We start from the raw sequence: 23,667 nt of genomic DNA, 5'->3' as shown, positions 1-23,667 counted from the left end.
CTACATGTGACTTACTGGCTGAACCTATAAAAATTCAGCACGCTCATCACGGCACTCGTATGAGCCCATTTCAAACTCGCGGCATATCCACGGGCGATTTTCATAAATGGTACACATGAAAGTCTCGCGGTCTAACGCCGAGCACCACCCATCTGACAACCTGAGCATGGTTTCTCCCCCCCACTGATCACGCTTGATGTGTTCTTCTGGCACACCGGTATCAGAAATCAGCATCACTTCTAACCGACAACAGCAAGCCTTACAGTTAGAGCATAAAACCTCAGAGGGTGTTTCATTTTTGACTGGTATATTCATGGCTATCTACAATAAACGCAATTGTCCATCATACCCCAAACTGATTCGTACTATGCGGGTTATTCCAAAGTAATTTCGCATCCCCGCACACTATCCCCGTCAGTCAATGCCTATCCAGAACAGAATCACGCCGCCAGTGCCATATCGCGGTGGTTAATCACCATCTAGCCATCAACCTTAACTAACTTGACACCGTCAACCACCATGAACCACTCACCACCAGATTCATAAGGCGGAGAGTAAACAATAAACTTGGTATTCAAAAAGCCAAAACCAACCGTAAAGTCGTCACCGATAAATTCTTGCAACGGCGCATTTATTGACGTGCTTGCCCCCTCTTTTACTCGCTCGTAAGACACAGAGCCATCAGGAAGGATCAACAAATACATATCATCACTGACCCACTCCCCGATATAAGACCACTTATCACTAGGCAGTGGTTTACTGCAACCAACCAGCATGATGATACTAAAAAACAATATTGCTATTTTTTTCATTATCGCCCTCATCGAACTCAACACCGCCCCTAACACCGTAAAATCATGATGTGAAAACCTTGATCATTTTATAAACTATCGCCTCAAGTACAACAAACACACCGAGACCTACCACTGTACGAATATATAATTCGGATACAGACAATGATTGTCCATCATTAGCTGCAAACAAAGCAGAAATACCACACCAAGACAAAGAAAGAGAAAATAAAAAATAACAGCCAAGTATCATCCCGGCCGACAACCACAACCAAAAATAAAGCGATTGATAATTTATTACCCCAGGAACACCAAGGCCCCAGAGACCAACACAAAGAAAACAGGCCAATGCCAATAACACATTAACAACTACAACGCCAAGCAACCCCAACATTCTCTACATCTCGCTGAAAGCCATTATTCTTAATAACTCTCTTACCAATTCCATTTAAAGTCAAAGCATTAGACTATATTTGATCTACTTATCCATCCCTGACAAAAATATGACGCTGTTACAGCCTGCTTCAGCATAAGCAATATTTCAACATTGCAGAAAACAACTCGAGATCTGCCTTAAGGAAAACACGCAAACGGTCGCCTTGTGTTTAAGAAACTTGCTTATAAATGTAGTGCCATGAAGGAACGTATCACAATTTCGGTATCCTCGATAAACGGTTCTAGACAGTTTAGCTTAGGAAGAAAATCGCAAAACGGTTTGCGTTGGGCGTGCTCTATCGTCGTTATCGCATCGTTACTGACCGGCGGCACCATGTGGTACCTGGTAAATGAGGTCGATTTCGCCAAAGTAAAACAAGAAGAGCTGGAAAAACAGTCCTCTTCTATGAATGAAGAGCTTGACGCACTCAAACTACTTAAATCCGATCTAGAAAGTGATTTGGATGAGCGAGAGTTACGTTTAAGTACGGTTTCCGACCGTTTGGGGGAACTTGAATCTTTACTTGGCGTCAGCACCGATGCAGATACACGACTGGAAGTACGTCTTGATGTTGCTGCAATAAACTCAGCTGTCAGGTTAACAATTCTCGATAGTCTACCAAACGGCTCCCCGGTCAAAGATGCAAGGCGTTCATCATTGTACGGCGTGCGCATACACCCAATTACACGTGAAAAGCGTATGCACCGAGGACTCGATTTTGCCGTAAATATCGGAACGCCGATTTATGCACCTGCGGATGGCGTAGTTGAAACTGTACGACCAAGCAACAAAGGGTCAGGTAACTTTTTGCGGCTTCAGCACTCTTTCGGGTTCACATCCTCATACTCCCATCTGCAAAAGTTCGCTGTTCGCAGCGGTGACTTTGTAAACAAAGGCGAACTAATTGGTTATTCGGGCAATTCCGGACTGTCATCAGGGCCGCATTTACATTATGAAATTCGCTTCGTGGGCCGAGCGCTGAACCCTAGCTCTTTTGTTGACTGGGGCGTGGATAATTTTGAACATATTTTCGAAAAAGAGAGGAAAATTAAATGGGCATCTTTAATAAACAAGGTGGAACAGCGAGTCAGCATGCAACTACAACTGTCATCGCAAAGGGATGCGATATCACTGGCGAACTCCAACTAACTTGCGATATTCAGGTTGATGGCGTTATTGAAGGCAAACTTCGTATTGAGAAAAACCTGGTAGTCAGCAATACGGGTCAAGTGAAAGGCGAAATCTATGCCGACAAAATCGTAGTCAACGGTAATGTTGAAGGGACTTGCTATGCCAATACGATTGAAATCCTAGAGAAAGGGGTCGTATCTGGCACTATTTACAGTGACAATTTGAGCATTGAACGCGGTGGTAAGTTCTTCGGTAGCACTCACCCAGCAGAACAGAAACCAGTGGTTGAATTAACGCCTAAAGATAAAGTGGCTTCAAAAGCCTCAAGCAAAAAGCATGATTCTAAAGCGGTGAATGAATAATACCCCGCTTGTTTATTGAGATAAGAAGCGAATAACTCTCTTATCAATTTGCTAAAAACAATAGGTTAAATTTAGCATTGCGTAGATGATTGGGCATGTTGGCTTCTTATCAGAGAGCCAGCGCCCAAAATTGCTCCTGCTAAAACAAAAATTAAAAATGAAACGCCCATTATTAAACTCAAGCCTTGTCGCCCTGATTCCAGCACTACTGCAAGGCTGTAGCAGCGCCCAGACTCCGCATTCCCCATCATTTATTTCCGATATCGAGTTCACTGATCCTACTTTTGCCCAGTGTATATCTCACAGTAACGCCAAAGATCTGACTGATATTACCCAACTTGACTGTAGTAGCTGGGGTATTCATTCGGTAGATGAAATTCGCCTGATGCCTAATTTGCAAATACTGCGTCTTAGCAACAACCGCATTAAATCTATCGATACCTCGGCTAACCAAAACCTACAAGAACTGGTACTGTCTGATAACCCGATCACGGACATTGATGTATCGCACAACCACCAGCTCACAAAGCTCTTTTTGTCTAATGCTAGGCTGACCAGCGTGGATGTTTCCCACAATCCTCTGCTTGAAGCGCTTATGGTGGGCAATAATGATTTAACCGAAATAGACGTTTCAAACAATTTGCGCCTGAAACGACTTAACATCGACGATAATAAAATCACATCGGTGAACCTGAAAGGGCTAGACCAACTCACCGCAATGTATGCCTACAAAAATCCAATTTCGGCATTGGATGTTTCGGGCAATACTGCGTTAAAAGATCTTGGGATCAGCCGCCATCACCTCACAGAGCTGGATCTCAGTCATAATCCACACTTGCGCTCACTCAATGTGACAACCGGTGAATTGCAGGCACTGGATCTTAGCCATAATCCAAAACTGTTGGATCTTCGAGCGTCAAACAACACCCTCGACAGCATCACGTTACCTACAAGCGCATCCCTACGTTATATCAATGTGCAGAAGAACAACCTTACCGCACTTGATACAAGTACCGTCAGCGCCTTGACTGAGCTCCATGCCGGCCAGAACAAGCTGTCCAGCGTCAACCTCGGCACGGCCGATAACCTGAAAACAATCAGCCTGAATCACAACCAGTTAACCCAGCTGGATCTTAGTTCACTCACCAATCCAGAATCCATTGTGCTGTTCAACAACCCATTGGAAACCATCAAGCTACCTATCGACTTCAACCGCAATACGCTGTCTGCTGACAATACACCGTGGGCACAACACCATGCTGTCGCGCCCGCAGAAAACCCTGAAATTGAAGTACTAGGGGCAGGTTTTATCTCCCAACACAACGGGCGGTTTGAAGTCGTAGGCCCAGCCTTGGTTCTGGCTGATATCGGTGACTATGTCGGCATGCAGTACTCGGTACGCTTGCCCCAAAATGCTGATGGCAAAAAACAACTGCCTCGCCAGTTCGCCATCACGGTTCGTGTGACCCACCCGACTATCACCCCACCCAATGGTGGCAAGCCTTTTACCGTCAGTAGCTGGGGCGATAATATGTACCTCAACGACTACAATTTGGCGATGTGGCAATTCACCGAAAATTGGGAGTTAGTTGAAGGCAAGTGGCTGTTCGAAGTGATCTATCAGGATAAGGTCGTGGCTAAGGAAGCTATCTTGGTCCAAAAGGTGATGTAACTCCGACATGCCCTTCCACAGGCAGGTCTGTCCTGCCTGTTTCATTTCGTACTCCCCTACCCCAAATTTGACTTTCATTCTTTTTCAGCGTTACTGTCACCCCTCAGTGCCATCAAGCCCGATGTTTGCATCGCTATCCGGAGAATAAGTGTGGAAGAAATCTATTTTGCAGGTGGTTGCCTGTGGGGCGTTCAAGAATATATGCGCCACCTACCAGGCGTTATCGCAACAGAAGCCGGACGAGCCAACGGGACAGCCCATACCACCCAAGGTAAGTACGATGGGTACGCCGAATGTGTACGCACTGTATTCGATCCCAAACAAGTTTCAGTAACCGAATTGATGGGCTACTTCTTTGAAATTATCGATCCATACAGCATCAATCAACAAGGCGAGGATATCGGTGAAAAGTACCGTACTGGCGTATATAGCAAGTATCCACATCATCTTGAACAAGCAGCATGTTATATTGCCGCTTTAGAAGCAAATTCAGTGTCGTCGCCCGCCATTGCTGTTGAAGTGAAACCACTCTCCAATTATGTGAAAAGTGATGATGAACACCAAGATCGGCTCACCCTACATCCTAACGACTACTGTCATATCCCACTGGCGTTATTGCATAAATATAAAAAATAAAAAAACAAAGCCCCTCTCACTCATCACAATATGTCGAGTTACGCGACCGCAATCGCCCCCTAATACAACATCCCCCCAAATGATGGGGGGATTGGATAGCCATTGACTAAGTAAATCGAGTAACTAAATAAATCGAGCGGTTTCTGGTGATGTCGCCAACAATATATTTCGAGAGGCCGTATTTAATGGTTTCAGCTCTAACTTACCGTTATTCTGCTTAAAATAATAAGGCTTATCGTTAGTATCCACCAACAATGTACGCAAGTGACCAAAAACAATTACCTGATCCAATTTTTTCCAGCGCTGCTTTTTATCCAATGTCGGTAGTAAATCGTCAGTATCCTGCTGCATAACCATCGACTTCAGCGTAAGCTGCCCCTGCTCGTCAAGCATCGCAAAAGTATCAAAGGTATCCTCGACTTTTGCTAGGCTCACCATACTATTGGCTTCAATACGCAATGCTGGGCCTTCCCCCAAACTCCAGCAGTGCACATCGCCATTACGTCGCAAAGCACAAAAACGGTCACTGTCAGGGCTGGCAGCCAATAACTGGTAATCACCTTTTATTTCATGATCAAAATAATAGGCCAACGGCCCCCAAAGCAAGATGTTACCTGTATTTTCCAACGCTAGAAAATGGCTCTGAACCGGGGCGATATCAATTATATTGCCTTGTAAACGACGGTAAACTTTGAGTTCATCGTCCAAATTCGAGTAGGCCGAATCTTCAAAGTTAGAGGCCGCCAAAATCGGCGAGCCACCCGCCATTGCCCCGCCCCAAGTAACAACACTACCGTCATACAACAAGGCTGCGGATGCCACATCGTTATGAACGAGCTTTTGTGCTCCTTCCACTTGGAGGTGTTCCTGAATCACAGGATCCGGTCGACATCCCCCCTTCAAGTAGTGAATAAACAAGTTATCACCCGTCTCCCGGCTGAACAAATAGCCGCAATGACTTTGCTGCACAGCCAGATTATTAGCTAACAACTTAAACGGCAGCATCTCTGGTGGGTTCCAAGCTCCATCTAACTGCACCCGGCCATCTTCAAACTGCTCAGGCACTGAATTCTCATCACGACTAAAAGCCACCTTTTGAGGTCTATTCGGTGATACATTATCTACCCACCATGGTGATAGAGACATAGCGCGCGAGCGAACTCGGTACATCTTTTCGAACTGGCGGTTATGCGCCAGATAATAATTAGGATCATCCTGTTTGGAGAGCAATTCTATATAGCGCTTCTTCATCTTCTGGCCACGATGACGAATATATTCAATGATCTCTTTTCTCGCCTCTGGTCGACCACTGTCTGCCAAAATATTTATTTCTTCATCAAACTGATAGAAACTGAGGTAACGAGTATCCCAGTACCGAAAAGACTCATATTCCCCACTCTGGTCATCGCCCCTCGACAAGACATGCTGACTCAATTGGTCCTGAAAAGCAGCCGCTTCCCTCCGCCAAATAAGTGCACGTTCCTTGTCCCCTGCCTCAACGGCTCTATCTTGCAACCAAAGCATTGCCGTTACATTCCCGAATATAGCGGAGTAGTAAATTTTGGCACGGGTATCGGGCAAATTAGGGTCTTGCTTAAGGGCACTCTCTAGCAAGGCATTTGCATCACCTTCATTTGCGGCATTCTCTAAATAGCGGGCAGCCTTTTGAGGATCACTTTTTTCCAGCAACAGGGATAACTGATATTTACATGCACTATTACACGCACCGATAACATCAGCCTGATTCAGCAGCTCCAAGGCCGACTCGGTGTCTCCTTTATCCATCTGAACATATGCCAGCTCAGTAAACGCTTGCGGTTCACCAGCTTGCGCGGCAGCAAGCAATAGCCTTTCCATCTCTTTACGATCGTCATCGGTAAAAAAGCTTCCGCCTTGCTCCGCATAAAGAGCATCACCACGGGCAAATAATGCGGGACCATAATCGCCAGCCTTGCTAAACCACGTTTCGGCCATCTTAGGATCAGGCTGGAACATACCGATACCATGCAACGCCTGCATTCCCATCAAGTAACTGGCAACAGGGTTACCCTGCTCGGCAGCCGGCTCTATCCAGTCCGTTACGCAATGCCGGCTCTGGTAAAGCGGGTCTTCTTGCACACACATGTCAAGATGCATTTCGGGCGGAACTTCTGCCGAATATGCCCACTGCATAGCAGCCTGTACACTCACTGGCAATCCATAGTTACCCGTTCGGTAACCATCGGCCAGATAAAGACGTGATTGCCTAATATCAGCTTTGGCAGCTTGCCACAAATACGGTGAGGCCTTCGCCGGATCAGACTGACTGGCCCATCCCTGAACATGGCCCAAGAAAGCACTGTAGGCCGAATAGGCATCCCCTAGCTGGGCGCTCAGTTCAAACATTGCCAATGCGCGATCTTTGTCGGGGGCATTTAACCCTTCGCCCGTATAGTAATACTGGGCCAACATTGCAGCACTCCACGCCGTATGCTCAGTAATCGACTCAGCCAACGCCAATCGTTTTTCTGCACTTAACGTAGGGTGTTGTAATTCATTTTGGAAATCAGTAAGAGGATCGGCAATAAGATCCGGGCTGCCAATCAAAGCCGCAACCAAAGGAAAAAGCGAAAAATACCGCACAGCAAATGCCTATTAAGCTTGATGAAAGAAGAAGAAAACTACCACTTAAGAATTTGAAATAAAACAAATATCGTTCTTTTAAATATCAACCAATCAAAAAAATGTCTCATCCATAATTCTGAAAGGAATGAAAATGAGCAACCATTGGCATAACAGCCGTAAAAAAATCATTATTTTCTGCACATCGCAGCAGCAAGAACATTAAGGTCAAAGAGTTAAAATAATCATTAGGCAAAAGCCGTATGCTCATCATCCATCATATTTAAATACAGCAACGGTGATATTCATGGGTTATTTGCAAAGATATCAACTCTGTGCCAGCTTTAAATAGCTAGTATCCATCTGATACTCCTATGTAGTAGATAAATATTACGCCTGTGACTGAGTCCTACTTTCTATTCGAGGGATCGCCTATGAGACTCACAGCCCACATCGTTATATTCCGCCCCAAATCAGGCTTGGTTAGCCTTTGCAATCCTACCTTTATGTCTCCGCACCCAAATGCCAACTGAGCCGTAGCTGCTCACCAACTAGTAGACACGTCTTGTCATTAAGGTCTCCCCCGACAGAGACAGTGAATGAGCCATCTTGCCAGATATATACCTGCGCGACAGATAAGGAGCGGAGAATGAGTATATTTGAACAACGCGAATCAAACCTACGTGGCTATTGCCGGATTTACCCGACTGTATTTACCACAGCCTACAACGCCCGCCAAACCGACGAGAACGGCCGCGAGTATATCGATTTTTTCGCCGGGGCCGGCGTTTTGAATTTTGGCCACAACAATAAAAAGATGACACAGGCAGTGATTGAATATATCCAGAACAACGGTGTTCTCCACAGCCTAGATATGAGTACCAGTGCCAAACGCCTGTTTATGGAAAAATTTGTCGAGGTAGTACTTTCGCCACGAAACATGTCCCACAAAATGCAATTTGTCGGGCCGACCGGCACTAACGCCGTTGAAGCCGCCATGAAACTTGCTCGCCGTGTTACCCAGCGGCAAACCATTGTCGCCTTCCACCATGCCTTTCACGGCATGACACTGGGCTCACTGGCTGCCACCGCCAATAGCTACTTCCGCGGTGCGGCGGGTGTTCCCCTAAATCATGTTATCCACCAGCCTTTTGGCTGCGAATCGCCATGCCTTGGTTGTCAACTCGGCTGCGGTAAAGCTCAACTGGATCGACTCAGGGCCCAGTACCATGATTCGTCATCCGGCTTGGAAAAGCCTGCAGCTTTCATGGTTGAAGTCGTTCAAGCCGAAGGCGGGGTTAATGTCGCCGATAAAGAATGGCTATTGGCGCTTCAACAACTGGCCAAAGAGCTAGGGGCACTGCTGATTATCGATGATATTCAGGCGGGTATGGGCCGTACGGGAACATTTTTCAGTTTTGACGAATACGGAATTGATCCAGACATCGTCTGCCTTGCCAAAGGGCTCGGCGGGCTAGGTACGCCGCTTGCCATGAACTTGGTCAAACCTGAATGGGATGATCACTGGTCCCCCGGCGAACACACAGGCACATTCCGCGGCCAAAACCTCTCTTTCGTTGCCGGAACAGAAGCCCTTAGGTACTTCGAAGACCCTGGCTTTCTCCAAGATGTACAACGCAAAGGGGCACGAATGATAAAACATCTAACCCAACTGGCTAATGACCCGAAAATACAGGTACGAGGCAAAGGAATGATGATAGGCATCGATCTGGCCGACGGCGAACAGGCCAAGCAGGTGGTCGCACACTGCTTCAACCTCGGTTTGTTACTCGGAGCCTGTGGAACCGGTGGACGCGTAATCAAGCTTATCCCCCCGCTGACCATTGAGGATAGTGATCTTGATACGGGAATGGCTATTGTCATCGAGGCGATCGAAAAAACCAAGGAGGGTGCCAAATGATTTCCAGAGACGATATGACCTTCCCCCCGGAAGAATACCAAGCAAGGCTTGACGCCCTCCGGCGACGAATCGAAGAGCGCTGCATGGATGCGGTTGTTATCACGGATCCCGAAAACATCATGTACCTCACTGATTACCAGACATCAGGCTACTCGTTCTTTCAGGCTCTCATCGTACCGCTAGAGCAAGAGCCGATCATGATCACCAGAGCGATGGAAGAATCCAACGTCACAGCAAGGACATGGGTAGAGCACACCCGCCCCTATCCTGATACGGGCGATGCCATCCAGATGCTGGTTGAGACCCTACGTGAATTCAACTTGGCCAACAAACGTATTGGCTATGAACGAAATAGCTACTTTTTCCCCGCCTACCAACAGGATTTCATCCACACCACCTTGGTTGATGCCAAGCTGCTAGATTGTTTTGGGATTGTCGAAGAAGGCCGGATCTGCAAATCGCCAGCCGAGCTCGACATTATGCGCAAAGCCGCGATTGCCACCGAGGCCGGTATGAAGGCGGGTCTAGCAGCGGCGGTTGAGGGCGTGAGCGAAAATGACATCGCGGCGGAAATTAGCGCCGCCATGTTCAAGGCGGGCGGCGAAGCCCCTGCTGTAATGCCCTATGTGACAGCCGGTCCTCGAACCATGATCGGCCACGCCACATGGGAAGGTCGGATAATCCAACCCGGCGAACATGTATTTCTCGAAGTCGGAGGATGCTTTCGACGCTACCATACCGCCATGATGCGTACTGTCATCAATGGCGAACTCACCGACTCCATGCACAAAGCACAAGAGCTGATGAAAACAGCGCTGGATACTCTGCACAGCTACGTCCAGCCCGGTATGACCGTCTCGGATGTCGACAATCTGGTACGCAATATTATTTCCCATAATGATGTCGGGGCCAGACTTATCTCACGCTCAGGCTACTCGATTGGCATCGCCTTTCCCCCTAGTTGGGATGAAGGCTATATCTGTAGCTTGAAGCAAGGTGATTCTGCGATTTTAAAACAAGGAATGACCTTCCATATTATCCCTTGGATGTGGGGTGTCGACGGAACCAAAACGTGCGGCATATCCGATACCATCTATGTCACAGATAACGGGATTGAATCATTCTTTACCCTAGACAGGGACTTTGTTGTCCACCCCAGCCGCTCGAACGTCAATTCAACAACAGATGCAGAAAACAATATCAGCCTTATCAATCCTGACTCGACGGGCGAAAGCCTCGGCAACCCCCCCCATGAAAGTCCAATTAACAAAAGCGACGCAACCACTGAGCGTACTGACAGACAGCAGGGAGGAGAGAATGTTGAAAACCATTAATCCCACGACAGGCCAGCTCCTTCATGAATATCCAACACTAGACAAAAGTGAGATACCGCAGGTTATCGATAAGGCTCAGCAGGCATTTGAGCACTGGCGCAGGCTTTCGTATCAGGATCGCGCAAATATTCTACGCAAGGTGGCCACACAGCTGCGAACTGACAAGCTCACCATCGGCCAGCTGATGACGGATGAAATGGGCAAACCGGTAAAAGAAGCCGCCCCCGAAGTAGAAAAATCCGCTTGGTGCATTGAGCATTATGCTGAACATGCCGCACAATACCTTGCAGATGACATCCTCCCTTCCGATGCCACCCAAAGCTATGTCCACTACCAACCTCTTGGCCCGATCCTAGGTATCTTGCCATGGAACGCCCCGTTATGGGTTGCCTTTCGTTATATTGCCCCAACCCTTATGGCGGGCAATACCTGTGTAATGAAACACGATCCCCATGTACAGGGCTGTGCCGAAACCATCATCCACACTTTCGAAAAAGCCGGTGCGCCACACGGAATTATCGTCAACCTGCCCATTGCCAATGAAAACGTCGAGTTCGCCATTCGTCACCCAGCAATTCAGGCGGTATCCTTTACCGGATCGGCGTCAGCAGGCAGCCTTGTAGCAGCAACAGCAGCCAGCGAGATAAAACACGCCGTATTGGAATTGGGCGGATCAGATCCATGCATAATTCTTGCTGATGCCGATTTGGATCAGGCCGCAGATACCGCGACCCTGTCACGGATTATCAATGCGGGGCAATCATGTATCGCCGCCAAGCGCATTATTGTCGAAGCACCAGCCTATGATGAGTTTGTCGACAAGATCTATACCCGTCTTGCTGCGCTCAAAGTCGGTGATCCCAATGACCCCGACACAGATATCGGCCCCATCGCCCGCGCCGATCTTCGCGATAACCTCCACCGGCAAGTCATCGAAACTATCCAGCATGGCGCACACTGCCTATTGGGTGGTGACATGCCCGACAGCGATGGCTTTTTCTATCCGGTGACCTTGCTGACCAATGTCGCGGAAGACAGCTGCGCAATGAACGAGGAAATCTTTGGCCCAGTCATGGTTGTCTGCCGCGTCGACAATACCGAAGAAGCGCTACGGCTAGCCAATGCCACCCCATATGGTCTTGGAGCTACGATCTGGACGCAAGACAGCACAAAAGCCAGCTACTTCGCAGAACACCTTGAATCCGGCCAAGTTGCCGTCAACGGTATTGTCAAAACGGATCCTCGCCTGCCCAGCGGAGGGATCAAGCGATCCGGTTACGGCCGGGAACTGGGGCCTCACGGCATCAGAGAATTTGTGAATGCCAAGCAAATTTGGATCAAATAAACCAATATCGCAGAGACCGCAATGTCGCTGAAACAGGCATTCAATAATGAATGCCTGTTTCAGATCTAACTTTCATCTGAGTGTGCTGGAAATGACAAACCAAGGAACCGCAACGCCTGTTCACACTGGGCAGCATTTTCAAATTGAATGGCTGACATACCCGCTAGTTTCGCTCCTTCAACATTTCGCGCCATATCATCAATAAATACAGATTCATCACCATCTAGCTGATAGCAAGAGAGCAACGACTGATAGATTTCCAGCTGGGGTTTCAACAAACCCAAGTCAGCCGAAACGACCGCACCATCAAATAACGGCCAAAAATCATAGGTTGATTTTAGGTGCTCGACAATTTCGACCACGTTATCTGTCAGCGCATAGACACGATAGCCTGCACTTTTTAGGCGCTTGATAAGATCAACCGTGCCAAAAATAAGCAACTGGGTATGCATGATGTAATAAAATAATTGCTCACAATCCCTTGCCGAAAGCCCCAACTCTTGCTCGTATCTTATTTTTGCTTGTTGCGCACTCAGCAGCCCTTTATTCAGTTCAAGCCAGATGTCACTCTGAAAAATACAACTCGCCAACTGTTCAGCCTCATCTTGAGGCTGTTCACCAAAAGTAAGACGAACAATCTCTATCGGCGACCAACGAACAATGACATTCCCGACATCAAACACAACATGTTTTATCTTGCATATATCCATTCTGCATCTCTCCTTAGATATCCATACAGTCTATTAGATAGACAATCCCCAGATCAAATCATTGAATTTTAATCAATACTCAAGAGGTAACATCGGAACGATTTTGTTACAATGCCTTTTTTGCCTCTCGGATACCCTATGACTTTGCGAACCTTATTAGGAGCAATAGGAATTCTACTCGCGACCAGTAGTTATGCCCAACCTGCTGAACCCCTCGTAGACAATATCTATAAAGTACAAGATCTCTACGGTGGCTTTTTACAAAACAAACAACTGGGCGCCACCATAAACCTATGCCAGAAAGAAGACGCCACTCAGTGTTATTTCATTACACTTAACCACTCCTCTTTTTTGGACTTACTAAGTGGTTTCAGTATCCAAAATCGCCGCGATAACAACCCCAACCTAGTTGCCACCGCACAGCTAAGATCAATGCGGTTTAAGCTATCCAAAGAACAAGATTCTGGCCTAATTCTCTCTGTGGTCGAACAAAACGACGACTACATGAAAGTAAAAATACTGATACAGTTGGCAACACCGAAAACAAAACCAGATGAAGTCACGACTTTTGTCCGGCTCCCCACCAGCACTTTCACGATTTACCAAGAGGATATCCATAAACTGAAATCCCTATTAGGTGTTTCGTTGGACGGCAAAGAACAAAAATTCAGCGAACTGAACGACTGTGAGTTAGCCAACCAGATCTATTCACAAACCGCCCCCCTTATGGCTGAAGCAATGCGTTTTATGACGCCAACGGCGAGCCAGACCGAATACTATGCATGGCGTGAGAAAAGCTTTATGCCACGATATCAAGCCCTGCGCGAGCTTTATGACCCGATCCATTATCATCAAAATCGACAAGCCTCAAAAATCGTCCATGATGATTATCTCATCGCGCTCGGAGGGATGGTTCATGGAATGGCCAACCTTGTTCGCTATGATATTACCTCCGTCAAACTCGTCGATAGCATTAACCAGATCAATAGCGCCGAATTTGACTCTGCTTATCTCTGCGATCGCGAGCGACTAAAAAAAATCACCGCGATAAATCTTGACGGAATATGATTTATCACCACAAATATTTATTCCCATCGGGATATCAAATCTCCATGGGAATAAATTCAGTTAATTTTCAACACCATTGTTAATATTTTTGTTAACATAAGGCATTCTTCATTCGCATTGGAAAGACAATGAATATACGAACACTGTCAGGAGCTTTCTGTGTCCTCCTCTCCACGTTTGCATCTGGAATATCAGCTCAACCACAGACAGAGGGCGCTTATACACTCAAGGATATTTATGGTGGCTTTCTCCTGAATAAAGAAGTCGCTGCCACGCTCATGCTCTGCAAAGAGAATGATAATGAAAAATGTTATTATGTCACCCTCAACCACTCTGCATTACTGGATGTCGTAAGTGGTATAGATATAACTAACATCAAGGACAATAACAAAAATTTTGTTGCTAGTAGTTATCTTCAAAACAAAAGCTATACGCTCTCAAAAGATAACGACTCTGCATTGAAGATCGCCGTGATTGAACAAAGCCTCGATAGTTTGAAAATCGAGGTGTCGGCAAAATTAGCGGCATCTAAAAAGGATACCAACGATACCGTTAACTACATTCAACTTTCGCCCAATATCATCACCCTTCCCCAAAAAGATCTTCATCATTTAAAGTCTCTTCTTGGAATATCATTAAATGGTGGTGAAAATAAGTACCAGGAGCTCAGTGACTGCGATTTTGCCAGCAAACTATATGATGAAGTTCAACCTCTCATGCATACGGCTGGTTTCATTGCCACATTCAGTGTCGGACCAAGTACCTATTATGATTGGCGAAAGAAAACGTTCAAACCGAAATACAAAGCTCTTAGAGGCATTTATGATCCGATTAACTATCAACATAATCGAACAATTTCACGATTAGTCTATGACGATTACCTTGTTGCATTAGGTACGTTGGTAAGCGGATTAGAAAATAAGGCCAAATACGACATTAATTCAACATACGATATAGAGGCAACAATCAAAAAAGCCGAAAAGAAATACACATCAGTATGCAATAGCAACAAAGAGCTGACGCTGTCTAAATTTGATGACATCTACTAGGAACGGCAGCATCAACGCACAGAATTCCAAGCATGCTGCCCAGCCTAAAAGAGATGCCACTTCGACAGTGGCATCATTACCATTTAATCTTGGCGAGCCTTCTTCTCACGCGTCAACCACCAACAGACCAGCGAGGCAAAAGTCACCATCGTCACCCCCTGCCAAAACTGTGCGGTAAGCGTAATATCCAAAATAAACGCCGAAAAAAAGGTAGAAAGCAACGGTGTAAAATACGACAACGTTGCCAGTAACATCATGTTGCCGCCAATGATCCCTATATTCCACAATGCGTAACCACTGCCGATCACAACACCTGCCAACAAGCAGTCCTTAACCGCCTGCGAAGTAAAGACCAAAGCCGACTCGCTGCTAATGCCATACTTGACCCAAAGAGCTATCGCCGTTGCGATAAAAAACCAGGTAATCGCGTTCTTACCGTCGGCCAATCTCTTAGTAATATTACAATAGAAAGCCCAAATAAATGCCCCGACAAACGCCATGATGTAGCTGGCCGGATTATCCGCGACATTTACTGCCATTTGCGTCAGCGACAAGCCCCCATCACCGCTCACTGTCCATGCAACGCCAAAAAACGATAAGGCAATCGCCGGATAGACCAACTTACTGACAGGCTTGCTGCTTGTAACCACTGCCATTAAAACCGTCAATGATGGCCACAGGTAGTTTATCAACCCCATTTCCACCGCCTGAGTCCGACTATTTGCCATCCCCAGAGCCAAGGAAAGGCATATCTCATAACTCACGAACAAACCGCCACCAACCAACAAGTAGCGTAAAGGAAACACTTTTGGTCGTGGCACACCAACAAAAATCACCAAGAATACCGCACTGATACTGTAAATCATGGCGGCCCCACCAATTGGCCCCAATTGCTCAGCAACACTTCTCACCAACCCGACAATAGCGCTCCACAGCAAAATTGCCATCGCCCCTGCGATCGTAAATTTATAAGTACCAACCAATTGTTAACCTTTCCAAACTGGGAAATAAAAAGGCCGGCATTATATCCGACAACAAGGCACCTTGATAAGAGAACTGCACACTCTGCCAAATTGCACGTCAACATAACCTATTGGCATAAATTGTATTTTTTCAATTGGATTACTGACAAATTTGTTTAAAATAGCCTTTTTTACAAGTGGAAAAACAATGAATCTTCGATCCTTACTAGGAACTGTCTGTGTTCTGTCCGCATTTTCATCTCTAGCACATGCTCAACCCATCGATAACACGACCTATAAACTAAAAGATATCTATGGGGGATTTCTCCTTAATAAGGAAACTGCTGCTACTTTCCAGCTATGTAAAGAAAATGACAATGACCAGTGCTTGTTCATGACCCTAAACCACTCAGCATTTCGTGACATCGCAAGTGGAATAGACATCGCTAACATCAAAAACAATAATCCGAACTTTACCGGAAGTCTTTACGACCAAAAGGGTCGCTTTACCCTTTCAAAAGACAGTGATTCTCGGCTTCACTTTTTCATTCTTGAGCAAGATTCAAATCACATGAAAGTGATGCTATCGGCACAGCTGGCAGCACCAAAAACAGATGATGCCAAAGCTGTAAATTATATTAAAATATCAAGTACTACCATTGACTTGACCCCAAAAGACCTAGACAAAATAAAGTCTCTGGTCGGTATCTCATTAGACGGTAAGCTCAAAAAATTCCGAAATCTTAGCGATTGCGAGCTGGCCGGAAAGATGTATTATGAAATCCAACCACTTATTTATGCAGTTGGTGTCACATACAAATATAACGTCACTGAAAGGGCATTCAATAATTGGAAGCAGAGCCAATTCACCCCATCTTATACAGCTCTACGAGATACTTACGATCCGATTAACTATAACCATAGTGACCGTAAAATTTCCAAGCATCTCTATGATAACTACCTCGTCACACTATATCATTTAGTCAAAGAGCTAGAGAGCGATGTTAAATCCAATTATGTAATGGACAGAAAGTACGCAGATAAAATGGAACTAGCTGAAACCAAATATACGTCAGCATGTGGTTATATTAAAGGTCCATCGTTAACGAGTTTGACAGAATACTAACGACATTAAGATAACGACTCTCAATGTATCCCAAATACATTGAGAGTCGTTCAAAGCCTATCTTGCACTGCCCCCCACCATACAACAAGCATTACGCCCATCGTCCCCACCAAGGCTAACTTTCGCCATGTAGCCATAAAACTCAAAAAAAATGCATCTTTTCCGCCGCTGTTACGTGTTAGGTAACAGTCACCATTTTTATAGCGAAAAGCACCATGCTCGATAGTTTCACCCACCTTGCCGATTGGCTGGTATACAAACAGCTCGGACTTTCTCCCGATACCCCGTTAGGGACTGGCCTTCATTTTTTTATTGAAGATACCACCAAAATACTGGTACTACTTGCCGTATTAATTTACTTCATAGCCTTTATACGTGCGGCGCTCAATGTCGAGCGAGTTCGATCATTCCTGCAAGGTAAGCACAGGGGAACTGGCTACTTCCTCGGTTCGTTATTCGGTGCAATTACCCCATTCTGCTCTTGCAGCTCAATCCCGCTTTTCATGGGATTTATCTCAGCCAGAATCCCGGTAGGGATCACCATGGCCTTTCTGATCACCTCACCGCTCATCAATGAAGTTGTCGTGATCATGCTCGGCAGTATTCTCGGCATTAAATTTACCCTCATGTATATTGCCATCGGCATCACACTAGGCATGTGCGCAGGCTTGCTGGTTGATTTAGTTCAGGGGCACCGCTGGCTGCAGCCCTTCTTGGCCAAAATCTACCAAACCGATAACGGATCGAGCATCAACCCATCCCAAGACTCAAATACCCATTCGCTAACATGGTCTGAACGGCATCAATTTGCCAAATCTGAAATGCAGACTATTTTCAAGCGGATCTGGAAATGGGTCATCATCGGTGTGGGGATCGGGGCATTTATCCACGGCTATATTCCTGCACAATGGTTTAACGAACATTTATCGGCAGGCCAATGGTGGACCGTCCCCATTGCATCGCTAATCGCAATCCCGATGTATACCAATGCCACAGGGATCGTCCCTGTAATGGCTAGCCTAATTGCTAAAGGAGTCCCCCTTGGGACAACACTGGCATTTTGCATGAGTGCCGTCGCCGTCAGCTTACCGGAATTCATGATGCTCAAACAGGTCATGCGCTACCGCTTGTTGGCCCTTGTCATCGGCTATTTATTTGTCGCCATCTCTATTACCGGCTGGCTATTCAATTACTTTTATTAGGAGTATCTCCCATGAAATCTATCAAAATCTATGGTTCTGGCTGCCATAACTGCAACGAAACAATGAAGCGCTTTGAAGATACGGCGAAGGCTTTAGGGCTAGAGGTTGCCATTGAAAAAGTTACTGATCTCGAACAAATCATGCTGGCTGGGATCATGAGCACGCCAGGGGTTGCTATCGATGGCGAAGTCAAGCATACCGGTTCGGTCCCAACGCCAGATCGGGTAACTGAACTACTGCAAAGTTAACAAACCAGCCTAACGGCAACATTTGTGATATATAACCCTAAGAAAGAGCCCTCTTGGGGTTATATTTTAATTTCAGAACAAGACATAACGAAGCACCTCAAGAACGGATACAGCTACCATGAAATGCTTGCTCAATGCCTGGCAACTGCACGAAAAGCAAATCGCCCGCTGGCTACTCAAACGCACCGGCGATCCACAAGTCGTCGAAGACATCATGCAGGATGTTTTCATCAAGGCCATGCGCAACAATAAGCAATTCTGCCATCTGGATGACAGTAAATCCTGGTTATTCAAAATGGTTAAAAACCATTATATCGATACGCTGCGAAAACAAGTGGAATCCGAAAGTATCGACGAAACCATCGCTGACGACTCACTGCATAGTGAACCAATTGTCCAGATGCAAAAATGCCTACCGCGGGTGATGCTCAAACTCGGAGCAAGCGAAAGAGACATCATCGAAAAATGCGATCTACAAGGCATGCCACAGGCAGAATATGCCCATCAGCAACAACTCTCACTGCCTGCTGTGAAATCGCGCTTGCAACGAGCCCGAAAAACACTCAAGAGCCATCTTGTCACCCACTGCCATGTCCGGCAAGATAGTGGTTACGTAAGTGAATTCAAAAGCAAATATAATCAAAGTGAATAAAGCGGTAAGCAGTCCATGGTGCTTTATCATCAACCCCCATGCCGGCGGCGGCAGAGCCGCGCGTCAATGGCCTGACTTGTATCAACGGCTGAAATCGCATTCAGTGACGTTCGAGCACGCAATAACAACATCATCCTCTCAAGCAAGGGCATTAGCCTGTTCGCGAGCAAATGCGGGGATTCGTAACTTTATCGCAGTCGGTGGCGATGGCACTGTAAATGATATCTTGCAAGGGGTATTTCAAAGCAAACTTCCGCTCAATAACGTCACCCTAAGTGTTGTACCCTGGGGAACGGGAAATGACTGGGCAAGGTTTCATCATATTCCCCACTCCCCCAATAAATGGCTTAGCTTTTTCCTCAATGCCAGCCAAGCCCCCCACGATGTCGGCATTGCTCAATATGGTAAAGCGTATGCTTCGCACCACGCATTTCTCAATATTGCGGGCACTGGGCTAGATAGCCATATTATTCAACAAATGGGGGCCGCCGGAGGCAAATCCCTTCGCTATTATCTCACCTTATTCAAATCACTCTATCGTTATACTGCGAATACAATGACCCTAACGTTAGCACCGCTAACAGGCGGGGATGGCCATGCAGCCAGCAAGATCACCAAGCGCCATAAGGCCCTCATTACCATGGTTTGTATCGGACAATATGGAGGGTCGGGTATGCGGTTTGCCCCAATGGCAAATAGCCATGACGGTTTACTGGATGTGCTTTCGATTACGGACATCCCCTTTTGGCACAGGATTATCAGCACGCCCTATTTGTTGAACGGGAAAATCAACCAACACCCCGCAGCCTTCTATCAACAAACACCCAGTGTCGCAGTCAGTGATAGCACCAACGAATATTTTCAGTGTGATGGAGAAATCATCGACAAACTTCCCGTCAGATTTTGCATCCACCCGCAGCAAATCAACACTCTTATTTCATCGCGTTAGCCAACTAACCACCGGTCACGTAACGCATCAAATAGCATCCAATAATTGCGCAGGAGTCTCACTGGTCCGAAATAAAAAAAGCGGTGTCTTCACACCGCTTTTGGTCTTTCTCGTTGTATGTTCTAGCAGCCCATCGGCTTACAGCTTAGTCCACGCATCTTGCCAGTAAGCACTGGTACCCGGCGCATAGGCGGCACTCGCACACCAGCCTGAGTTTGGCCATGGCTTACACTGGTACAGGTGGTTATCCGTCCCCTTTACGATATCGCCTTCTTGATAGGCCGTACCCGCCTGATAGGCTGGGTATTCACCCGGTAGTGGCGGGGTGATTTCAGGCTTGGGTGCAGAACAACCATTATCTGCCACTTTCTTCCATACACCCCACTCACCGGTAGTGCCCGGCTCTTCACCTTGCGTCCACCAGCCTGCTAGCCATACTGCACCATTGTGCGACACGTGATCACCCGCGACATAAATGGCCTGCGCCGACCACATGTTCTCACACCCTTCCACGGTCACCGTACGTTCTGCTGTCACTGTCTGGCCTGCACTGTCTGTCACCTGATACACCAGCACATATGTGCCTGCATTGTTGACATCCACATTGCCAGAAACCAACACCACAGCCGACAAATCCCCGTCTTCTGCATCGTGAGCAGACACACCGTTCATCGCATCAAACGCGGTGCCCAGATCCACCGTGACATCCTCAATACCCGCCAATACCGGCTTTTCACTGAACACTTCAACGGTACGGATTACCACGGTTTCACTTTGCGCACTGTCGTAAGCCTTGTAGGTCAAGGTGTAGACACCGGCTTTCTGGTTATCGACCTGTCCTTCGACCACTAACGACGCGGTCACATCGCCATCAAAGTCATCCTGTGCGGTTACACCCGCCAGCGGATCAAACGCCTCGCCTTGGGCAATCAGTACATCGTCAATGCCCTGAATCGTCGGTGCTTCACCCGCTTGTGTGGTGATCACCGTAGCAGACAGTGATTGCTTCGGCGCATCCAACGCTGCCATATCGAGCACTTCACCCTCACACATCACCTCTGCTTCATAAGGCTGTAGTGCGGTTTCAACGTTAATGTGGAAACGGTTCATCATGCCATCAGTCAAACGGCGATTGTACAAGTTGTATGTCAACGTCCCCGCTTCTCGTGTTTTCACCGACAACTGGCACGATGACGGCGAAAACTCGTCGTTATATACCGAACCGTATGCACCATGCAGTGCTGGGTAGATGTAGCTCGGCAAGGTGTTTTCCGGATCGTAGTAGCCGACAAGCGTAGTGACTGGCACGCCTTGCTTGGTCGGTATCAGTGCGATGGTCTTGTCCAGCACATCGCTCTCCACTTCCACCCATGCACCGTTGGTAAACTGGTACGCAAATTTTTCGTTTGTCTTCAGCGCGCGCGTTGTTCCGTTCACATGTACGTAAGCCGTCCAGCCGGCCCATGATTGGAACTGGGCCACTTTGCCTTCAAACGCCGCATCATCCAGCAAGTACAAATCACGCGCCCAATCGCCATTACCCAAGCTAAAGCGAATCGCATCAAACTGGCTGTAAATCGTATGCAGTTCGGTGCTTTCAGGGCCAAAGAGATGCAACGAGTTGTTATCGGCAATCTGCTTAATTTCAAAGGCCAGATCATCGGCTACTCGATTTTCCCACGGCTCCATTTGCTGCAAGTCTGAGTTCCACTTACTGAAACCGGTTGGTGAGGCCAAATCAAAGTTCGCTTTCTGGGTCATGAAATCCTGAAACACACTTAACTCATACGGTACGTGCAAGGTATAAGCATTATGCTGCGGATACATCGGCCAACCGCCCGACATGGTACCGGTACCAAACCCATGCCCAGCAAACGGCTCTGCACACTGACCTTCGTAACACATCGGCGTGTTCGTAATAGCCTTGGTAAAGTTCGGCAGGAAGTTGTTGTGTTTTTCATCCCAACCCCACGCGGAGTTACGCTCGGTCGAGCGGTTATGGACCGCCCCCAAGAAACCGCCCAAGTAATGCGAGCCCGCGCCGAGTTCATGGCCGATTTCATGGCTGAATTCATTGCCCGTGGAGTTAGCAACAGACGCGACGCCCGCATACGAACCCAACATACCGTGTACGATGTTGCCATCAGTATACTTACCGACAGACATATTCACCGTCACCTGCGCAGCATGGTACGGGTTGTTGATATTCCATGCGGCATGAGGGCGTACTGACGATGAGTTCACCCCGTAGTTCGCGCTGTTGATACCCGCAGACACCAACTCACGGGCCACCCAGTAATGAGAGTCACTGCCATAACCATCCGCTTTACTTGGATCGTAGTCCTGCAGCAGACGGCCATTAGGCAGCATCACTTCGGCAAAGTAGATCGGCTCATACGGGTTGACAGTCAACTTACTGATTTGCAAATTCTGGAAATACTGGCGTTGCAACTCGCGATCATGAACAAAGGCAAACTGCTCACGTGGTGGTGTCAGCAAACCGATATCGACCGCATTCAATACAAAATGAGTACTTGCCCCGATTTTCACGGCATTCAATACCCCTTCCTGCCCGTCTTCGGTCGCAAACGTCAGGGTCAAACCTGGCTGTACCGCTTCTGCTGGCAAAATCGTGGTGTACGCTTTATCGCTGTACGCAACGTTTTTAATATCAATGTCCGATTGAGCAAACCACTTACCATTCTGGTTTTTATAGGTAAATTCATTCCCTGCACTGATCGTATCGGTACCGGTTGAATAGGTGATAAACGAGTTATAGCCTGCATAAGAGGTAAACGTCACACGCTTACCGTGAAACGCTTCCCCTTCCGGCAAAATAAAGTTCTGCGCCCAGCTGCCATCCGCCGTTTCTACTTGAATGGTATCGTGTTCAGTCAGTAGCTGTGCAAATGCAGCCTGACCTTGCGCATCGGCAATACTGCCCAGCGGGCCATTCCCTGTCACTCTGTGATCAAACTGGGTAGGTTTTTCAATAATGATATTCAGATCATCAAGCTGACCCGCCACTTTTGGCAGTTGGCTTGGCAGTGACATCACGCGCTGATGCACAACCTCACCCTGGCTGTTTTTCGCCGTAAGCGTGATTGGGGTCGTCAGTGAAAAAGCCTCATCCTGCGGCTCAAAAATCACCAGGGTTTTACGTAGCGCAACCAAATGCGGTTGGCGATCATCCTGCACCTGATGCACGGTCGGTATGATGATACTCTGCGCCATGTTCACACTACCCAGCAGGCGGCCTTGTGTATCAGACGGCAAAGCTTTCTGGCTGAAATAGTGAATGTCTGTTGCCGACGATGGAGTGGCAAACGCTGATCCTGCCGCGAGCAAGGCTGGGATCAAGCAAGCAATGTATGTCTTTTTCATTATTATCCAAATTGCTATTAGCGATATTTATCAGGAATATAAGTGAGGTCAACACAATCCGTGAGAGGTATGCATTTTTCCTTGAACT

Annotated in this window: 21 protein-coding genes; 14 read left to right on the top strand and 7 right to left on the bottom strand. The window is 47.1% G+C overall.

Going from position 1 to position 23,667, the window contains the following annotated elements; all coding sequences use genetic code 11:
• Positions 1 to 24: 24 nt before the first annotated feature.
• From ABT56_RS12545 to ABT56_RS23935, 3 genes are all read right to left on the bottom strand, one after another.
• Positions 25 to 315, bottom strand: a complete 291-nt coding sequence (locus ABT56_RS12545) for a YkgJ family cysteine cluster protein (RefSeq protein WP_084722257.1) — start codon at positions 313 to 315, stop codon at positions 25 to 27.
• Between the two features lie 164 nt (positions 316 to 479).
• Positions 480 to 812 (bottom strand): hypothetical protein, encoded by a 333-nt coding sequence (locus tag ABT56_RS12540; RefSeq protein WP_053062477.1) that lies wholly within the window; start codon positions 810 to 812, stop codon positions 480 to 482.
• 43 nt (positions 813 to 855) lie between these two features.
• The gene (locus tag ABT56_RS23935; RefSeq protein ID WP_157037844.1) at positions 856 to 1,185 is read right to left on the bottom strand and encodes a hypothetical protein; all 330 of its coding nucleotides are present in this window, start codon (positions 1,183 to 1,185) and stop codon (positions 856 to 858) included.
• A gap of 240 nt (positions 1,186 to 1,425) precedes the next feature.
• Between ABT56_RS23935 and ABT56_RS12535 the strand changes: the two genes are divergently transcribed.
• From ABT56_RS12535 to ABT56_RS12520, 4 genes are all read left to right on the top strand, one after another.
• A complete protein-coding gene (locus ABT56_RS12535) occupies positions 1,426 to 2,376 on the top strand; it encodes a M23 family metallopeptidase (RefSeq protein ID WP_047879264.1) in 951 nt (316 codons plus the stop codon).
• Complete coding sequence (locus ABT56_RS12530) at positions 2,280 to 2,720, top strand: bactofilin family protein (protein WP_084722255.1); 441 nt, start codon at positions 2,280 to 2,282, stop codon at positions 2,718 to 2,720. The genes ABT56_RS12535 and ABT56_RS12530 overlap by 97 nt, the downstream gene beginning before the upstream one ends.
• Positions 2,721 to 2,877: 157 nt before the next feature.
• Complete coding sequence (locus ABT56_RS12525) at positions 2,878 to 4,392, top strand: leucine-rich repeat domain-containing protein (protein ID WP_169753912.1); 1,515 nt, start codon at positions 2,878 to 2,880, stop codon at positions 4,390 to 4,392.
• Positions 4,393 to 4,542: 150 nt separating this feature from the next.
• The gene (locus tag ABT56_RS12520) at positions 4,543 to 5,028 is read left to right on the top strand and encodes a peptide-methionine (S)-S-oxide reductase (protein WP_047879219.1); all 486 of its coding nucleotides are present in this window, start codon (positions 4,543 to 4,545) and stop codon (positions 5,026 to 5,028) included.
• A 123-nt stretch (positions 5,029 to 5,151) separates the two neighbouring features.
• Here the strand turns inward: ABT56_RS12520 and ABT56_RS12515 are convergent, their stop codons facing one another.
• Positions 5,152 to 7,650 carry an SEL1-like repeat protein gene (locus ABT56_RS12515; protein ID WP_047879218.1) on the bottom strand — a complete coding sequence of 833 codons (2,499 nt, stop codon included), beginning with the start codon at positions 7,648 to 7,650 and terminating at the stop codon, positions 5,152 to 5,154.
• A gap of 628 nt (positions 7,651 to 8,278) precedes the next feature.
• Here ABT56_RS12515 and ABT56_RS12510 point away from each other — a divergent pair.
• From ABT56_RS12510 to ABT56_RS12500, 3 genes are read left to right on the top strand one after another with little or no spacing between them, the layout of a single operon-like run.
• Positions 8,279 to 9,550, top strand: a complete 1,272-nt coding sequence (locus ABT56_RS12510; RefSeq protein WP_047879217.1) for an aspartate aminotransferase family protein — start codon at positions 8,279 to 8,281, stop codon at positions 9,548 to 9,550.
• Positions 9,547 to 10,884, top strand: coding sequence for an ectoine hydrolase (doeA, locus tag ABT56_RS12505; RefSeq protein WP_084722253.1), 1,338 nt, complete (start codon positions 9,547 to 9,549; stop codon positions 10,882 to 10,884). Before ABT56_RS12510 ends, doeA begins: the two co-directional genes overlap by 4 nt.
• Positions 10,868 to 12,229, top strand: a complete 1,362-nt coding sequence (locus ABT56_RS12500; protein ID WP_047879216.1) for an NAD-dependent succinate-semialdehyde dehydrogenase — start codon at positions 10,868 to 10,870, stop codon at positions 12,227 to 12,229. The genes doeA and ABT56_RS12500 overlap by 17 nt, the downstream gene beginning before the upstream one ends.
• Positions 12,230 to 12,294: 65 nt before the next feature.
• Here ABT56_RS12500 and ABT56_RS12495 read toward each other — a convergent pair whose 3' ends face one another.
• Positions 12,295 to 12,939 carry an HAD family hydrolase gene (locus ABT56_RS12495; protein WP_047879215.1) on the bottom strand — a complete coding sequence of 215 codons (645 nt, stop codon included), beginning with the start codon at positions 12,937 to 12,939 and terminating at the stop codon, positions 12,295 to 12,297.
• 138 nt (positions 12,940 to 13,077) lie between these two features.
• On the opposite strand from ABT56_RS12495, the gene ABT56_RS12490 reads away from it, so the two are divergent.
• Together ABT56_RS12490 and ABT56_RS12485 are read left to right on the top strand one after the other, a co-directional pair.
• On the top strand, positions 13,078 to 14,007 hold the full coding sequence (locus ABT56_RS12490; protein WP_047879214.1) for a hypothetical protein: 930 nt from the start codon (positions 13,078 to 13,080) through the stop codon (positions 14,005 to 14,007).
• A 128-nt stretch (positions 14,008 to 14,135) separates the two neighbouring features.
• Positions 14,136 to 15,056, top strand: a complete 921-nt coding sequence (locus ABT56_RS12485) for a hypothetical protein (protein WP_047879213.1) — start codon at positions 14,136 to 14,138, stop codon at positions 15,054 to 15,056.
• 83 nt (positions 15,057 to 15,139) lie between these two features.
• Here ABT56_RS12485 and yddG read toward each other — a convergent pair whose 3' ends face one another.
• Positions 15,140 to 16,039, bottom strand: coding sequence for an aromatic amino acid DMT transporter YddG (yddG, locus tag ABT56_RS12480; RefSeq protein ID WP_047879212.1), 900 nt, complete (start codon positions 16,037 to 16,039; stop codon positions 15,140 to 15,142).
• Positions 16,040 to 16,226: 187 nt separating this feature from the next.
• Here yddG and ABT56_RS12475 point away from each other — a divergent pair, with 187 nt between their 5' ends.
• From ABT56_RS12475 to ABT56_RS12455, 5 genes are all read left to right on the top strand, one after another.
• Positions 16,227 to 17,144, top strand: a complete 918-nt coding sequence (locus tag ABT56_RS12475) for a hypothetical protein (RefSeq protein ID WP_047879211.1) — start codon at positions 16,227 to 16,229, stop codon at positions 17,142 to 17,144.
• Between the two features lie 215 nt (positions 17,145 to 17,359).
• Positions 17,360 to 18,346: a permease gene (locus ABT56_RS12470; RefSeq protein ID WP_047879210.1), complete on the top strand. Its 987-nt coding sequence runs from the start codon at positions 17,360 to 17,362 to the stop codon at positions 18,344 to 18,346.
• Positions 18,347 to 18,357: 11 nt separating this feature from the next.
• Complete coding sequence (locus tag ABT56_RS12465) at positions 18,358 to 18,594, top strand: thioredoxin family protein (RefSeq protein ID WP_047879209.1); 237 nt, start codon at positions 18,358 to 18,360, stop codon at positions 18,592 to 18,594.
• Positions 18,595 to 18,712: 118 nt separating this feature from the next.
• Complete coding sequence (locus tag ABT56_RS12460) at positions 18,713 to 19,246, top strand: sigma-70 family RNA polymerase sigma factor (RefSeq protein ID WP_047879208.1); 534 nt, start codon at positions 18,713 to 18,715, stop codon at positions 19,244 to 19,246.
• On the top strand, positions 19,212 to 20,195 hold the full coding sequence (locus tag ABT56_RS12455) for a diacylglycerol/lipid kinase family protein (RefSeq protein WP_084722248.1): 984 nt from the start codon (positions 19,212 to 19,214) through the stop codon (positions 20,193 to 20,195). The genes ABT56_RS12460 and ABT56_RS12455 overlap by 35 nt, the downstream gene beginning before the upstream one ends.
• Before the next feature lie 138 nt (positions 20,196 to 20,333).
• On the opposite strand, the gene ABT56_RS12450 is transcribed toward ABT56_RS12455, so the two are convergent.
• A complete protein-coding gene (locus tag ABT56_RS12450; RefSeq protein ID WP_047879206.1) occupies positions 20,334 to 23,579 on the bottom strand; it encodes a M66 family metalloprotease in 3,246 nt (1,081 codons plus the stop codon).
• Between the last annotated feature and the right edge of the window lie 88 nt (positions 23,580 to 23,667).

This window comes from Photobacterium aquae, from assembly GCF_001029445.1.
Lineage (GTDB): Bacteria > Pseudomonadota > Gammaproteobacteria > Enterobacterales > Vibrionaceae > Photobacterium > Photobacterium aquae.
Note: the sequence above shows the minus strand (reverse complement) of the source record. Positions and strands in the feature narration are given on the sequence as shown.

Excerpts from the sequence above, each read along its gene's own strand:
- ABT56_RS12545 (WP_084722257.1), bottom strand. The coding sequence starts at position 315 with ATGAATATACCAGTCAAAAATGAAACACCCTCTGAGGTTTTATGCTCT.
- ABT56_RS12540 (WP_053062477.1), bottom strand. The coding sequence starts at position 812 with ATGAAAAAAATAGCAATATTGTTTTTTAGTATCATCATGCTGGTTGGT.
- ABT56_RS23935 (WP_157037844.1), bottom strand. The coding sequence starts at position 1,185 with ATGTTGGGGTTGCTTGGCGTTGTAGTTGTTAATGTGTTATTGGCATTG.
- ABT56_RS12535 (WP_047879264.1), top strand. The coding sequence starts at position 1,426 with ATGAAGGAACGTATCACAATTTCGGTATCCTCGATAAACGGTTCTAGA.
- ABT56_RS12530 (WP_084722255.1), top strand. The coding sequence starts at position 2,280 with ATGGGCATCTTTAATAAACAAGGTGGAACAGCGAGTCAGCATGCAACT.
- ABT56_RS12525 (WP_169753912.1), top strand. The coding sequence starts at position 2,878 with ATGAAACGCCCATTATTAAACTCAAGCCTTGTCGCCCTGATTCCAGCA.
- ABT56_RS12510 (WP_047879217.1), top strand. The coding sequence starts at position 8,279 with ATGAGTATATTTGAACAACGCGAATCAAACCTACGTGGCTATTGCCGG.
- doeA (WP_084722253.1), top strand. The coding sequence starts at position 9,547 with ATGATTTCCAGAGACGATATGACCTTCCCCCCGGAAGAATACCAAGCA.
- ABT56_RS12500 (WP_047879216.1), top strand. The coding sequence starts at position 10,868 with ATGTTGAAAACCATTAATCCCACGACAGGCCAGCTCCTTCATGAATAT.
- ABT56_RS12495 (WP_047879215.1), bottom strand. The coding sequence starts at position 12,939 with ATGGATATATGCAAGATAAAACATGTTGTGTTTGATGTCGGGAATGTC.
- ABT56_RS12490 (WP_047879214.1), top strand. The coding sequence starts at position 13,078 with ATGACTTTGCGAACCTTATTAGGAGCAATAGGAATTCTACTCGCGACC.
- ABT56_RS12485 (WP_047879213.1), top strand. The coding sequence starts at position 14,136 with ATGAATATACGAACACTGTCAGGAGCTTTCTGTGTCCTCCTCTCCACG.
- ABT56_RS12475 (WP_047879211.1), top strand. The coding sequence starts at position 16,227 with ATGAATCTTCGATCCTTACTAGGAACTGTCTGTGTTCTGTCCGCATTT.
- ABT56_RS12470 (WP_047879210.1), top strand. The coding sequence starts at position 17,360 with ATGCTCGATAGTTTCACCCACCTTGCCGATTGGCTGGTATACAAACAG.
- ABT56_RS12465 (WP_047879209.1), top strand. The coding sequence starts at position 18,358 with ATGAAATCTATCAAAATCTATGGTTCTGGCTGCCATAACTGCAACGAA.
- ABT56_RS12460 (WP_047879208.1), top strand. The coding sequence starts at position 18,713 with ATGAAATGCTTGCTCAATGCCTGGCAACTGCACGAAAAGCAAATCGCC.
- ABT56_RS12450 (WP_047879206.1), bottom strand. The coding sequence starts at position 23,579 with ATGAAAAAGACATACATTGCTTGCTTGATCCCAGCCTTGCTCGCGGCA.